We start from the raw sequence: 12,180 nt of genomic DNA, 5'->3' as shown, positions 1-12,180 counted from the left end.
CGCCGGTCCTCAGCCGAACATGCCGGGCACGTAGTCGCCGGCGGGCTGCTGGACGAGGACGTTGATGCGGTTGTACGCGTTGATGAGGGCGATCAGCGCGACGAGGGCGGCGAGCTGGTCCTCGTCGTAGTGCTTGGCGGCGTTCGCCCAGACCTCGTCCGGGACGCCGCCGGCCGCGTCGGCGATCCGGGTGCCCTGCTCCGCCAGCTCCAGCGCGGCCCGCTCGGCGTCGCTGAACACCTTGGCCTCCCGCCAGGCCGCGACCAGGTGCAGCCGCTGCGCCGTCTCCCCGGCGGCGACCGCGTCCTTGGTGTGCATGTCGAGACACATCCCGCAGCCGTTGATCTGGCTGGCCCGGATCTTCACCAGCTCCTGCGTCGCGGCCGGCAGGCCGGAGTCAGAGACGGCCTTGCCCGCCGAGTTGATGTACTTGAAGAACTTGGCGGAGACGGGGTTCTCGAAGAGGTTCAGACGAGCGTCCATGATCTGCTCCCGTGGGGTGTTCGTGGTTCGTGGTTCGTGTCCGGTGGCCACACCTCTCTGACGGAACGATCCGGGGAGATGTGACACGGCCACCTGTGACGCGCGCCATACGCCGCACAGTGCACTCGGACGGCCTGCCCGCCCGCCTCCGGAGAGACCGCGCCCAATCTGCACAGCGCGTTCGCAACTGCGGAGCCGGCGGGTCCCCTTGGTGCGGAGTTGTCCTGGTCGGCGCGGCGCCGGCAAGAGCCGTGGTCCGCCTGTGTGCCCCGGCGTGTGGAGAAGCTGGCCCCAAAGCGTGACCGTGCCCGCACGGTTCGGTCACCCGGCGCGCCAACCGGCCACGGCCGGGCCTCGGTTGGCTGGATGCCCGGAGCGCTCCGTGATTTGATCGCTCGCGCCGCCGGGATCGCGTCACGGTGTCCTGAAAAGGACGGCGCATGCCTGCGGCCGCGGCCCACCGTCTGTCCCCAGCGGGGCCGCTTTCCCCTGTGGACCACCCATGCGAAGGGCAGTTTCCCCATGAACTCCGCTCACCAGGTTCAGACCCTCGAGATCTCCGACGCCGACCTCGACGCCGTCGCCGGCGGCCTGAGCCCCGAGGCCAGCCTCACCCTCGACTCCACCACCCTCGGCAGCGCCGGCGTGCTGTCCCAGCTCGGCGCCGTCAAGGGCGAGGCGCTGGGCGCCCTCGGCGAGTCCCACCAGATCGGCTTCAACGCCGCCCTCTGATCCCTCGGATCAGCGCACCGAGCCCCCTGCCAGGAGAAGTCCCGGGCAGGGGGCTCGCCGCAGAGGGGCTTTCGCGCTCGTACCGAGCGGAAGCCTGATGGGGACCCTGCCCGCCCGGTCCGACGACTGGCGCGGCAAGACGTCCTCACCAGCCCCGGCGACCTGAACGGCGACGGCTGCGCCGACTTGACCGGCGGCGGCCGTGCCGACCTGACCGGCGACGGGCCGGGCCGACCTGACCGGCGGCGGCCGTGCCGACCTGCTGGCCCGCTCTGCCCCGACCGGTGACGGCCGCGCCGACCTGCCGGCCCGCTCCGCCGCGACCGGTGACATCTACCTCTGTGCGGGAGGCGGCGGCGCCGGATTGGCTCCGCGCGTCAGGATCCGGTCCGCCTGGAAGGGGTGCACCCGGGTGCTCGGCGCCGGCGACCTGAACGGCGACGGCCGGGCCGACCTCCTCTCGGCCGACTCCGACGGCGTCACCCGGCTCAACCCGGGCACCGGACACGGCGGCCTCGGCAGCCGGGTCCGCGTCGGCTCGGGCTGGACGGGCCGCACCCTGGCCTGACGGAGGCCCCTAATCGGGTGCTTGTGTGCACGTCAACGCTTCTCGCACGGAGGCCGGCGGCATACCTCTGACGATCACACACCGATCGAAGGAGATGCTTATGCGTGTACGTGCCGCACTCGGCGCCATCGCTCTCGCCGGGACCGTTCTGCTCGGAGGCGCGGCCCAGGCCCTGGCCGACGACAACGACGACATGGGCAACGTCGGAGTCGAGTCCGGGAGCAGCGCGCCGGCCACGTCCGATGTCGGTCAGAGCGCGTCCGACACCGATCAGGACATGCCTGATTTCGGCAAGGTCGGGGGTATTTTCGACCGGCAGTTCGGCCGCTGACGGCGGGGCCGTACCTTCCTTCCCCGTTGCCGCCCCGCACCGTGATCTCTCGGTGCGGGGCGTGGGGGAGCGTCAGGCCTCTCCTCGGACTTCGGTGACCTGAACGGAGGCGGACGGCGGCTGAGCCGGAACCGGCCGCTCGGCCGCCAGGCCGCGCATGAGCACCCCGTACCCCAGTCCGGCCACCGTCCCCACCGCCGCACACATGCCCCACAGCCACTCCGCGCCCAGCCGGTCGATGACCGCGCCGGACATCAGCGGTGCGACCAGGGCGGCGACGGACCAGGACAGGGTGTAGACGCCCTGGTAGCGGCCGCGTCCGTGAACCGGGGACAGCAGGACCACGAGTCCGGTCTGGGTCGGTGCGTTGACGATCTCGGCGAGGGTCCACACGCAGACGGTGAGGGCGAAGACGCCGACGGAACCGGCGAACGCGGTGAGCCCGAAGCCGTACCCGGCGAGCACCGAGGAGACCACCAGCAGGGTGCGCGGGTCGCGGTGTTCGATGAAGCGGGTGACCGGGATCTGCAGGGCGACGATCAGGATGCCGTTGACGGCGATCGCGAGGCCGTAGTCGGCGGGCGAGAACCCGGCCCGTCCCATGGCCACCGGCAGCCCCACGGCCCCCTGCTGGAAGACCAGCGCGACCAGGAAGGACAGTCCGACGACAGCCATGTACCGCCCGTCGCGCAGCACGGTCCCGAGGCTGACGTCGGGGCCGGCCTGCTTGGCCGTGGCCGGGGGCCGCGACTCGGGCAGCTTGAGGAAGACGACGAGAGCGCAGACGGCCGTCATCCCGGCCTCGATCAGGAACCCGGCGCGGTAGCTGAACTCGGCGATGAACCCGGCGGCCGTGGAGGAGACGGCGAAGCCGAGGTTGATGGCCCAGTAGTTGAGCGAGAAGGCCCGCACCCGGTCCTCGGGCCGCACGATGTCGGCCATCATCGCCTGCACGGCCGGCCGGGAGGCGTTGGAGGCCATGCCGACGAGGAAGGCGACGGCGGCGATGGAGACGGGGTCGGTCATGAAGCCGAGCAGCGCGACCGAGGCGGCGGTGGCCGACTGGGCGATGAGCAGTGTGGGCCGCCGTCCCAGCCGGTCGGCCATGACCCCTCCCCCCAGTGAGGAGACGACCCCGCCCAGTCCGTGCAGCGAGGCGACGAGACCGGCGTACGAGGCGGAGTAGCCGCGTTCCAGGGTGAGGTACAGCGCCATGAAGGTGGCCACGAACGCGCCGAGCCGGTTGACCAGGGTGCTGGTCCACAGCCACCAGAACTCACGGGGGAGTCCGGAGACGGTCTCCCGGGCGGCACGTCGGAGACGGGCGGCGGACATGACAAGACCCCCCACGGATCGAAGAACGCCCCCGAGGGGCTGTAAGTGGCTCAACCGGTAAGCAGAACTTACAGATCGCGGGACCCGGTGGCCACTCGTTTAACAGATGCCGTCAACAGTCCACCCACTGGCCAGGCCGGGCACGGGCGCGAAACCGTGGATTACGCTCTCTGCCATGGCCGACGCACCGTACAAGCTGATCCTCCTCCGCCATGGCGAGAGCGAGTGGAACGCGAAGAACCTGTTCACCGGCTGGGTGGACGTCAACCTGAACGAGAAGGGCGAGAAGGAGGCAGTCCGCGGTGGCGAGCTCCTGAAGGACGCCGACCTCCTCCCCGACGTGGTCCACACGTCCCTGCAGAAGCGCGCGATCCGCACGGCCCAACTGGCCCTCGAGGCCGCGGACCGCCACTGGATCCCGGTCCACCGCAGCTGGCGCCTGAACGAGCGCCACTACGGCGCCCTCCAGGGCAAGGACAAGGCGGCGACGCTGGCCGAGTTCGGCGAAGAGCAGTTCATGCTCTGGCGCCGCTCGTACGACACCCCGCCCCCGCCGCTCGCGGACGACTCCGAGTTCTCGCAGGCGAACGACGCCCGCTACGCGACCATCCCGCCGGAGCTGCGTCCGAAGACGGAGTGCCTGAAGGACGTCGTCCACCGCATGCTCCCGTACTGGTACGACGGCATCGTCCCCGACCTCCTGGCCGGCCGCACGGTCCTGGTCGCGGCCCACGGCAACTCGCTCCGCGCCCTGGTCAAGCACCTGGACGGCATCTCCGACGCCGACATCGCGGGCCTGAACATCCCGACCGGCATCCCGCTCTCCTACGAGCTCGACGCCGACTTCAACCCGATCACCCCCGGCGGCACCTACCTCGACCCCGAGGCGGCAGCGGCGGCGATCGAGGCGGTCAAGAACCAGGGCAAGAAGAAGTAGCCCTGATTGATCAAGGCCCCTCCCTGCGGCTCAGCCGCTGGTGGGGGCCTTGTGCTGTGCCGGGGCCGGTAAAAGCGGTACGTCACTTGTCCCAGGCTGGGCACTCGGGGCGTGGAACAGTCGTGCCGGGCCTGCCCGACGGAACACCGGTGGGTGATGACCATGCCGCTGGAGCAGCCGCAGGAACCGGCTGGTGGCGGAGGGCCGCCGGACGGTCGGTCGCGGCTGTGGGCCTCTGAGACGCTCGCCGCCGCAGCGCGGCGCGCCGACGCCCCTCAGCAGGTGCCGGGCGCGCTCTGCGAGGCATGCGTACGGCTGCTGCCGATCAGCGGTTCCTCGGTGTCGATCTCCGGCGGGAAGGGCGTACGCATCACCTGGTGCGCCAGTGACCGGGTCGCCGCCCGGCTCGCCGAGCTGCAGTACACCGTGGGGGACGGGCCCTGCCAGAGCGCTCTCGACCAGGGCGCCCCGGTCGTCGCGGCCGACCTCACCGGCGGAACCGACGCCCGCCGCTGGCCGATCTTCGCGCATGAGGCGGTCGCACTGGGCGTGCGCGCGGTCTTCTCGCTGCCGCTCGGCGTCAGCGGTGCCGCGATCGGCACCCTCGACCTGTACAGCGAATCCGTGGGCGGGCTGACCGAGCAGGACATGCGGACCGCGCTGTGGGTGCGGGACGCGGTGACGTACGCGCTCGTGAGTCTCCAGGCGGCCGGCCGCGACGGCGCCGAGGAGGACACGGCGGAGGAGGTGGCGTCGTGGGTGGCGGCCTCCGAAGCCGACCACACCGAGGTGTACCAGGCGGTCGGCATGGTGATGGTGCAGCTGGACCTGGACCCCGGGCAGGCCCTGGACCGGCTGCGGGCCCGCGCGTACGTCGACGGCCGCACGGTCAGCCAGGTGGCCCGCGAGGTCCTGGCCCGCAAGCTCCGCTTTCACGAGGAGGGAAGGGAGGGAGGGGAATTAAGGGAGGGAAGGGACGGTGAACGGTGATGGGCCGTGGACAGCGGCTCGCCGAGGCGCCCGTCGGGCCGGCCGACTTCCTCGCCGGCCAGCTACACACGTAGGGCCGGTGTGAATCGCGTTCACACCGGCCCTACGACGTCGTTCCGTTCGTCAGCCGCACTGGCAGGGCGCGCCCGACTGGCACCCGCACCCGCAGCCCGAGCCGCACCCGCACGCGCCGATCAGCGGAAGGCTCGTGACGGGGGCGGGCTGGTCGGTCTCGCGCTCCTGAGTGGGGTCGGGCGTGGTGCCGGGGGATTCGGCCATGGTCCCTCCTAGACGCTGGGGCAGGGGTGCCCTCGTCCATTTCATGCCCGCAACCCCGGGCGCATCAACGGCGCACGGAGGCGCCCAAGCGCCCCCGTCTCAGCCCGTCTCAGCCCGTCTCGGCCCATCTCAGCCACTCTCAGCCGGTCCGGAGACTCCGCAAGCCTCAAAGTGCCCGGAATCCCTGGATCGCCCCGCCGCCCCGCCTGCCCCACCGGCCGCGCCGCCCCGCAGGAATCACGCGCCCTCGACGCCCGTCACCGGCTGGATGTCCGCCTGGAGTTCGTCCGCGTGCTCGCCCGTGACCAGGTAGACGACGCGCTTGGCGACGGCCACGGCATGGTCGGCGTACCGCTCGTAGTAGCGGCCCAGCAGGGTGACGTCGACGGCGGTCTCGATGCCGTGCTTCCAGCGGTCGTCGATCAGGTGCTGGAAGAGCGTGCGGTGCAGCTGGTCCATCTCGTCGTCGTCCTGCTCCAGCTGGAGCGCGAGGTCGATGTCCTTCGTGATGATGACCTCGGCCGCCTTCGCCATCAGGCGCTGCGCGAGCTGGCCCATCTCCAGGATGGTCGCGTGCAGGTCCTGCGGGACGGCCCGCGCGGGGAAGCGCAGGCGCGCCAGCTTCGCCACGTGCTGCGCCAGGTCGCCGGACCGCTCCAGGTCGGCGGACATCCGCAGGGAGGTGACGACGATACGCAGGTCGGTCGCCACCGGCTGCTGCCGGGCGAGCAGGGCTATCGCCCGCGCCTCCAGGTCGTGCTGCAGCTCGTCGACCTTCTGGTCCGCCTCGATCACGCTCTCGGCCAGCTTCAGGTCGGCATCCAGGATGGCGGTCGTGGCGCGCCCGATCGCCGACCCGACCAGCCGGGTCATCTCCACCAGACCGTCGCCGATCGAGTCAAGTTCCTCGTGGTACGCGTCCCGCATCAGGGCTCCCTCTCATAGGTGTGCTTGGTCCCCACGCTCCCACGTTCTGCCCCGCACGCGTCCGTTTCCGCCACCCCAAATGAACCAGTCCTGGCTCCAAGGTGAACTCTGGGCGACGAGTGTCCGAGGTCCCACCTCGACGGCTGGGGTCATGTCGTACCCCCTGCTTAACCTGGAGGCATGGACGTGAACGCGGCGGTCGCCGCAGCGGCAGCGATCGCCGGGGTGCTCACCGGCGTCATCGCCATGCTGGCGTTCCGCTGGAGCGAACGCGACCAGAAGCGACCGACCAGGACTTCCTTGCACACCGATCCCGTACTCCCGCCCGGCGTGGACACCGTGCTGTCCGTGCTCCGCTCCTCGGCCGTCGTCCTCGACGAGGCCGACGCCGTCGTCAAGGCCAGCTCCGCCGCCTACGCCCTCGGGCTGGTCCGGGGCGGCAAGCTCTCCGTCGAACCGATGCTCCAGATGGCCCGGGACACCAGACGGGACGGGGAGATACGGCAGGTCGAGCTGGACCTGCCCCGGCGTGGCACCGGACGCGGCGAGGCCCTCGCCGTCTCCGCGCGTGTGGCCCCGCTCGGCTCCCGCCTGGTCCTGCTGCTGGTCGAGGACCTGACCGAGGCCAGGAGGATCGAGGCCGTACGGCGCGACTTCGTGGCCAATGTGAGCCATGAGCTCAAGACGCCCGTCGGCGCGCTCTCCCTGCTCTCCGAGGCGGTCATGGACGCCTCCGACGACCCCGAGGCCGTGCAGCGCTTCGCGGGCCGCATGCAGATCGAGGCGACCCGGCTGACCAATCTGGTGCAGGAGCTGATCGACCTCTCCCGGGTGCAGAACGACGACCCGCTGGAGGACGCCGAGCCCGTCCGTGTGGACGAGCTGGTCGCCGAGGCCGTCGACCGCTGCCGTCACCAGGCCGGCACCAAGCAGATCACCATGGCCGCCGGAGGCACGGAGGACCTGGCCGTCTGGGGCAACCGGGGCCAGCTGGCCGCCGCCCTCGGCAACCTGGTCGAGAACGCCGTGAACTACTCCCCGGCCCGTACCCGGGTCGGCATAGCCGCCCGCCGGGTCAACGCCCCCGGCGGCGACTTGATCGAGCTGGCCGTGACGGACCAGGGCATCGGCATCTCCGAGAAGGACAAGGAGCGCGTCTTCGAGCGCTTCTACCGCGTCGACCCGGCCCGCTCCCGGCAGACCGGAGGCACCGGCCTGGGGCTCGCGATCGTCAAGCACGTGGTCGCCTCGCACGGCGGGGAGGTCACGGTCTGGAGCGCCGAAGGCCAGGGCTCCACCTTCACCATCAGGCTGCCGGAGGCGGGCGCGGCCCGCGACCGCGCACAACAGCACCCCGACCTCGACGAAGAAGACGAGGACGGCGGCGCCCCCGAGTCATCCCCGTACGAACCGCTTCCCTCCCCGGAGGTCCTTCCGTGACCCGAGTGCTCGTCGTCGAGGACGAGGAGTCCTTCTCCGACGCTCTGTCGTACATGCTCCGCAAGGAGGGCTTCGAGGTGGCCGTGGCGGCCACCGGCCCCGACGGCCTCGACGAGTTCGAGCGCAACGGCGCCGACCTCGTCCTCCTCGACCTGATGCTGCCGGGTCTGCCCGGCACGGAGGTGTGCCGCCAGCTGCGCGGCCGCTCCAACGTCCCCGTGATCATGGTGACGGCCAAGGACAGCGAGATCGACAAGGTCGTCGGCCTGGAGATAGGAGCCGACGACTACGTCACCAAGCCCTTCTCCTCGCGTGAGCTGGTGGCCCGTATCCGGGCCGTGCTGCGCCGCCGCGGCGAGCCGGAGGAGGTCACCCCGGCCGCGCTGGAGGCGGGCCCGGTCCGCATGGACGTCGACCGCCACGTGGTGACGGTCGCCGGCTCCAAGGTCGACCTGCCGCTGAAGGAGTTCGACCTGCTGGAGATGCTGCTGCGCAACGCCGGCCGCGTGCTGACCCGCATGCAGCTCATCGACCGGGTCTGGGGTGCCGACTACGTGGGCGACACCAAGACCCTCGACGTCCACGTCAAGCGCCTGCGCGCCAAGATCGAGCCGGACCCGGGCGCCCCGCGCTACCTGGTGACGGTGCGGGGTCTCGGCTACAAGTTCGAGCCGTAAGCCGTAACTACGGAGCTACGACGAAGGGCGGCACCCCGCGCAGGGGTGCCGCCCTTCGTTCATGCCCCGGTGCTCAGCGGCCGGCCGCCGACTGGGAGGCGGAGTCGCTCGGGGTGGCGCCGGTGCTCGCGGTACCGCTCGCCGTGTTGCTCGCCGTGCCGCTCGGGGACGACGACGGGCTCGCCTTGCCGCCCTTGTGCGGCTTGCCGTTGGCGGAGGCGCCCGGCGCCGGGGAGTTCGTCGCCGGGGCGGACGGCATCTGGGTCGGGCCCCACTTGTCGAAGTAGCTGGTGGCCGGCACCACGAAGGCGCGCAGGCTCACGTCGCCGGTCCTGCTGAAGGTGAAGGTGATCTTCTGGGCGTCGCCGTCCCGGACCGCCTCGCGGCCGCTGGGAATCTCGGCGGAGGCGTTGCCCTTGCCACCGAGGGTCAGGGAGCCGTGCGCCGGAATCGTCAGGCTCTGGCCCTTGGCGGGGGTCAGCTTGACGGTGCCGCTGCTGCCCGGGACGGTGATGGACTGCAGGGTCTCGGGGTCCTTGTCCGCGTTGAACACGGTCGCGGAGATCACGGCCGGACCCGTCGCCTTCAGATCCGGCTGGGTGATGATCAAAGCGTTCTGGATCTTGATGGTTCCGACGCTGGTCGCCGCGTTGTCCGGCTTGACTTCCAGGGTCTGTGAGTTGTTGCCGGCGCCGCAGGCGGCGAGCGAGGCGATCGAGAAGACGATGGCGGAGGCGGCGAGGGCGCCGCGTCGAAGGCTGCTGCTCACGGCGGCGGCAACTCCTTGAACGCGCGGGCGGCTCCTCTTGTAAAGCCACCCTAAGGGTCTGTCAGCGGCCTTAGGTTACCGAGCCGTTCCCGGGCGCCCGCACCCGACCCTCCCCGAGTACCCCGCTTCCGTCCGGCTGGGGGTACCGGAACCCTCGTCACTCTGGCCACAAGTGACCCTCCAGTCACTTTGCCGGGCGCTCGTCCGCCATTCACATAACCGCTCGCAAAATTTCCGTGAAGGAATGCGCGACGGCCCTGGATATCGATCACGCGCCGCCCTGTCCGGCAGCCGTTGATCAATTCCGGAATCGGCTTGGATCCGTCTCGGGCCACCGAACGGAGTAGCGGAAGTCGCACGCCTGGAACCGGACAAAACGGGACGTTCATCCACTTGGAGACGGGTCCGGAGGTGTGTGGCGTACGTGTTTCGCCCTGCCCGAAGAGCCCCTCCCACCTGCGAATTCCTCGTTCCGCAGGGCCCGGGAAGCACGTTCCTGTCGCAGTTGTCAAGCCCCGAGATATGCCCTGACCTGCGAAAACGCCATTCAGAAGACGCCGTATCCGTGTTACCCTGGATAGCCACGGAAGGGGTACCTGTCACATGACGTTCAAGGTTGGCGACACCGTGGTCTATCCCCATCACGGGGCCGCGCTGATCGAGGCCATCGAAACTCGCCAGATCAAAGGCGTGGACAAGACCTACTTGGTGCTGAAGGTCGCCCAGGGTGACCTGACGGTACGTGTGCCAGCGGACAATGCGGAGTTCGTCGGCGTGCGTGATGTGGTCGGTCAGGACGGGCTGGACCGGGTCTTCGAGGTGCTGCGCGCGCCGTACGCCGAGGAGCCCACGAACTGGTCGCGTCGCTACAAGGCAAACCTGGAGAAGCTCGCCTCCGGCGATGTCATCAAGGTCGCGGAAGTCGTGCGTGACCTGTGGCGTCGCGAGCGCGAGCGCGGACTGTCCGCCGGTGAGAAGCGCATGCTCGCCAAGGCCCGCCAGATCCTGGTGAGCGAGCTGGCTCTCGCGGAGAACACGAACGAGGACAAGGCCGAAGCCCTGCTCGACGAGGTGCTCGCCTCCTGACGCGCCACGGCAGCGATCCTTCGCTCCCACCACGCGCAGCACAGTAAATGCCGCGGTGCCCGATGACACTGATCCTGTCGCCGGGCGCTGCGGCATGTTCGTACCCGCTTCGTGCCCACGGCGGGTTCGTGCTCATGGCGCCGGATCCCGGGAAAGCCCGCTCTCCCCGCTCTTCCCGTTCTTCGGGCTCTACCGTGTTCTTCGGAAAGCCCCCGAGAAGCAAGCGGGCCCCCTGCTTGATGTGCCGGGCCCGGGCAGATGGCTCGACCAGGGTCACGGAAAGGGTCCGGTCAAGGCGTCGCGCCCGGCACTCGTCCACGCCATACCCACCTAGGTCGAGCACACAAACCTGACAGGAACCGATGTCTGACGAATCGCGCCCTTCGCCCGCGCCGACCCCCGTCGCCGCCGTGATTCCCGCCGCCGGCCGGGGCGTACGCCTCGGTCCGGGCGCCCCCAAGGCGCTGCGCGCGCTGAACGGCACACCCATGCTGGTCCACGCGGTCCGCGCGCTCGCCGCGTCCCGCCATGTCTCCCTGGTGATCGTCGTGGCCCCGCCGGACGGCGCCGCAGAGGTCAAGTCCCTCCTCGACGCACACGCCCTCCCCGAGCGCACCGACTTCCTGGTCGTGCCCGGCGGGGACAGCCGGCAGGAATCGGTCAAGCTCGGCCTGGACGCCCTGCCGCCCGAATACGGCGTCGTCCTCGTCCATGACGCGGCCCGCCCCCTGGTTCCGGTCGACACGGTCGACGCGGTCATCGAGGCCGTACGGGACGGCGCCCCCGCCGTCGTCCCCGCGCTGCCGCTTGCCGACACCGTCAAGGAGGTCGAGCCCGCGGCCGTCGCCGGTGACCCGGAACCGGTCGTCGCCACCCCCGAGCGGGCCCGCCTCCGCGCCGTCCAGACGCCCCAGGGCTTCGACCGCGCGACCCTGGTCCGCGCCCACGAGACCGTCACCGACAACGTCACCGACGACGCGAGCATGGTCGAGCAGCTGGGCCTGACGGTCGTCGCCGTTCCCGGTCACGAGGAGGCCTTCAAGGTCACCCGCCCCCTCGACCTGGTCCTCGCCGAGGCGGTCCTCGCCCGCAGGAGGCTCAACGATGGCTTCTGAGCAGCCGCTGATCCTCCCGCAGGTCGGCATCGGCACCGACATCCACGCCTTCGAGGAGGGCCGCGAGCTGTGGTGCGCGGGCCTGAAGTGGGAGGGCGAGGGGCCGGGCCTGGCCGGGCACTCCGACGCGGACGTCGTCGCCCACGCGGCCTGCAACGCCCTCTTCTCCGCCGCCGGACTCGGTGACCTGGGACAGCACTTCGGCACCGGCCGCCCCGAGTGGTCGGGTGCCTCCGGGACCGCCCTCCTCACCGAGGCGGCCCGGATCGTCCGCGAGGCCGGCTTCACCATCGGCAACGTCGCCGTCCAGGTGGTCGGCCCCCGCCCGAAGATCGGCAAGCGGCGCGACGAGGCCCAGAAGATCCTCTCCGAGGCGGCCGGCGCGCCCGTCTCCGTCTCCGGCGCGACGACCGACGGCCTCGGCTTCCCGGGCCGCGAGGAGGGACTCATGGCGGTGGCGACCGCACTCGTGGTGCGGCTGGGCTGAGGGCGTGCGAGGGTACCCACACCA

15 protein-coding genes are annotated in these 12,180 nt (G+C 70.8%); 10 read left to right on the top strand and 5 right to left on the bottom strand.

The genetic code is table 11. The features are described 5' to 3' along the window. Window positions 1–9: 9 nt before the first annotated feature. Window positions 10–483 carry a carboxymuconolactone decarboxylase family protein gene (locus tag ABZ624_RS08085; RefSeq protein ID WP_360083824.1) on the bottom strand — a complete coding sequence of 158 codons (474 nt, stop codon included), beginning with the start codon at window positions 481–483 and terminating at the stop codon, window positions 10–12. A gap of 522 nt (window positions 484–1,005) precedes the next feature. On the opposite strand from ABZ624_RS08085, the gene ABZ624_RS08080 reads away from it, so the two are divergent. The 3 genes from ABZ624_RS08080 (at window position 1,006) to ABZ624_RS08070 (ending at window position 2,114) form a co-directional block, all read left to right on the top strand. Next, window positions 1,006–1,215, top strand: a complete 210-nt coding sequence (locus ABZ624_RS08080; protein ID WP_360083822.1) for a hypothetical protein — start codon at window positions 1,006–1,008, stop codon at window positions 1,213–1,215. A 412-nt stretch (window positions 1,216–1,627) separates the two neighbouring features. Next, entirely contained in the window at window positions 1,628–1,783 is a 156-nt protein-coding gene (locus ABZ624_RS08075; RefSeq protein WP_360083820.1) for a VCBS repeat-containing protein, read from the top strand. A 100-nt stretch (window positions 1,784–1,883) separates the two neighbouring features. Beyond that, window positions 1,884–2,114, top strand: coding sequence for a hypothetical protein (locus ABZ624_RS08070; protein WP_360083818.1), 231 nt, complete (start codon window positions 1,884–1,886; stop codon window positions 2,112–2,114). A 72-nt stretch (window positions 2,115–2,186) separates the two neighbouring features. Here the strand turns inward: ABZ624_RS08070 and ABZ624_RS08065 are convergent, their stop codons facing one another. Next, window positions 2,187–3,449 carry an MFS transporter gene (locus tag ABZ624_RS08065; protein ID WP_360083816.1) on the bottom strand — a complete coding sequence of 421 codons (1,263 nt, stop codon included), beginning with the start codon at window positions 3,447–3,449 and terminating at the stop codon, window positions 2,187–2,189. 175 nt (window positions 3,450–3,624) lie between these two features. Between ABZ624_RS08065 and ABZ624_RS08060 the strand changes: the two genes are divergently transcribed. Further along, window positions 3,625–4,386, top strand: a complete 762-nt coding sequence (locus ABZ624_RS08060; RefSeq protein ID WP_360083814.1) for a phosphoglyceromutase — start codon at window positions 3,625–3,627, stop codon at window positions 4,384–4,386. Window positions 4,387–4,548: 162 nt separating this feature from the next. Next, window positions 4,549–5,376 (top strand): GAF and ANTAR domain-containing protein, encoded by an 828-nt coding sequence (locus tag ABZ624_RS08055; protein WP_360083812.1) that lies wholly within the window; start codon window positions 4,549–4,551, stop codon window positions 5,374–5,376. Window positions 5,377–5,499: 123 nt separating this feature from the next. Here the strand turns inward: ABZ624_RS08055 and ABZ624_RS08050 are convergent, their stop codons facing one another. Beyond that, on the bottom strand, window positions 5,500–5,655 hold the full coding sequence (locus tag ABZ624_RS08050; RefSeq protein ID WP_360083810.1) for a hypothetical protein: 156 nt from the start codon (window positions 5,653–5,655) through the stop codon (window positions 5,500–5,502). 237 nt (window positions 5,656–5,892) lie between these two features. After that, window positions 5,893–6,582 (bottom strand): phosphate signaling complex protein PhoU, encoded by a 690-nt coding sequence (gene phoU / locus ABZ624_RS08045; RefSeq protein ID WP_360083808.1) that lies wholly within the window; start codon window positions 6,580–6,582, stop codon window positions 5,893–5,895. Window positions 6,583–6,762: 180 nt separating this feature from the next. Between phoU and ABZ624_RS08040 the strand changes: the two genes are divergently transcribed. Beyond that, window positions 6,763–8,022 carry an ATP-binding protein gene (locus tag ABZ624_RS08040; protein ID WP_360083806.1) on the top strand — a complete coding sequence of 420 codons (1,260 nt, stop codon included), beginning with the start codon at window positions 6,763–6,765 and terminating at the stop codon, window positions 8,020–8,022. Continuing rightward, the gene (locus ABZ624_RS08035) at window positions 8,019–8,699 is read left to right on the top strand and encodes a response regulator transcription factor (RefSeq protein ID WP_030342036.1); all 681 of its coding nucleotides are present in this window, start codon (window positions 8,019–8,021) and stop codon (window positions 8,697–8,699) included. Before ABZ624_RS08040 ends, ABZ624_RS08035 begins: the two co-directional genes overlap by 4 nt. 73 nt (window positions 8,700–8,772) lie before the next feature. Here the strand turns inward: ABZ624_RS08035 and ABZ624_RS08030 are convergent, their stop codons facing one another. After that, window positions 8,773–9,468, bottom strand: a complete 696-nt coding sequence (locus ABZ624_RS08030; RefSeq protein WP_360083804.1) for a DUF461 domain-containing protein — start codon at window positions 9,466–9,468, stop codon at window positions 8,773–8,775. A gap of 603 nt (window positions 9,469–10,071) precedes the next feature. On the opposite strand from ABZ624_RS08030, the gene ABZ624_RS08025 reads away from it, so the two are divergent. The 3 genes from ABZ624_RS08025 to ispF all read left to right on the top strand — a co-directional run bounded on the left by ABZ624_RS08025 (window position 10,072) and on the right by ispF (window position 12,156). Continuing rightward, window positions 10,072–10,554 (top strand): CarD family transcriptional regulator, encoded by a 483-nt coding sequence (locus ABZ624_RS08025; protein WP_003953493.1) that lies wholly within the window; start codon window positions 10,072–10,074, stop codon window positions 10,552–10,554. Between the two features lie 362 nt (window positions 10,555–10,916). After that, entirely contained in the window at window positions 10,917–11,669 is a 753-nt protein-coding gene (ispD, locus tag ABZ624_RS08020; protein WP_360083802.1) for a 2-C-methyl-D-erythritol 4-phosphate cytidylyltransferase, read from the top strand. Next, window positions 11,659–12,156 (top strand): 2-C-methyl-D-erythritol 2,4-cyclodiphosphate synthase, encoded by a 498-nt coding sequence (ispF, locus tag ABZ624_RS08015; RefSeq protein ID WP_360083800.1) that lies wholly within the window; start codon window positions 11,659–11,661, stop codon window positions 12,154–12,156. Before ispD ends, ispF begins: the two co-directional genes overlap by 11 nt. The last annotated feature ends 24 nt before the right edge of the window (window positions 12,157–12,180 follow it).

This window comes from Streptomyces sp. NPDC007205 (assembly GCF_040634095.1).
Taxonomy (GTDB): domain Bacteria; phylum Actinomycetota; class Actinomycetes; order Streptomycetales; family Streptomycetaceae; genus Streptomyces.
This window is presented reverse-complemented; position numbering and strand designations above follow the sequence as displayed.

Bases quoted from the DNA above. Each gene is read 5' to 3' on its own strand.
- ABZ624_RS08085 (WP_360083824.1), bottom strand. From the start codon at position 483: ATGGACGCTCGTCTGAACCTCTTCGAGAACCCCGTCTCCGCCAAGTTC.
- ABZ624_RS08080 (WP_360083822.1), top strand. From the start codon at position 1,006: ATGAACTCCGCTCACCAGGTTCAGACCCTCGAGATCTCCGACGCCGAC.
- ABZ624_RS08070 (WP_360083818.1), top strand. From the start codon at position 1,884: ATGCGTGTACGTGCCGCACTCGGCGCCATCGCTCTCGCCGGGACCGTT.
- ABZ624_RS08065 (WP_360083816.1), bottom strand. From the start codon at position 3,449: ATGTCCGCCGCCCGTCTCCGACGTGCCGCCCGGGAGACCGTCTCCGGA.
- ABZ624_RS08060 (WP_360083814.1), top strand. From the start codon at position 3,625: ATGGCCGACGCACCGTACAAGCTGATCCTCCTCCGCCATGGCGAGAGC.
- ABZ624_RS08055 (WP_360083812.1), top strand. From the start codon at position 4,549: ATGCCGCTGGAGCAGCCGCAGGAACCGGCTGGTGGCGGAGGGCCGCCG.
- ABZ624_RS08050 (WP_360083810.1), bottom strand. From the start codon at position 5,655: ATGGCCGAATCCCCCGGCACCACGCCCGACCCCACTCAGGAGCGCGAG.
- phoU (WP_360083808.1), bottom strand. From the start codon at position 6,582: ATGCGGGACGCGTACCACGAGGAACTTGACTCGATCGGCGACGGTCTG.
- ABZ624_RS08040 (WP_360083806.1), top strand. From the start codon at position 6,763: ATGGACGTGAACGCGGCGGTCGCCGCAGCGGCAGCGATCGCCGGGGTG.
- ABZ624_RS08025 (WP_003953493.1), top strand. From the start codon at position 10,072: ATGACGTTCAAGGTTGGCGACACCGTGGTCTATCCCCATCACGGGGCC.
- ispD (WP_360083802.1), top strand. From the start codon at position 10,917: ATGTCTGACGAATCGCGCCCTTCGCCCGCGCCGACCCCCGTCGCCGCC.
- ispF (WP_360083800.1), top strand. From the start codon at position 11,659: ATGGCTTCTGAGCAGCCGCTGATCCTCCCGCAGGTCGGCATCGGCACC.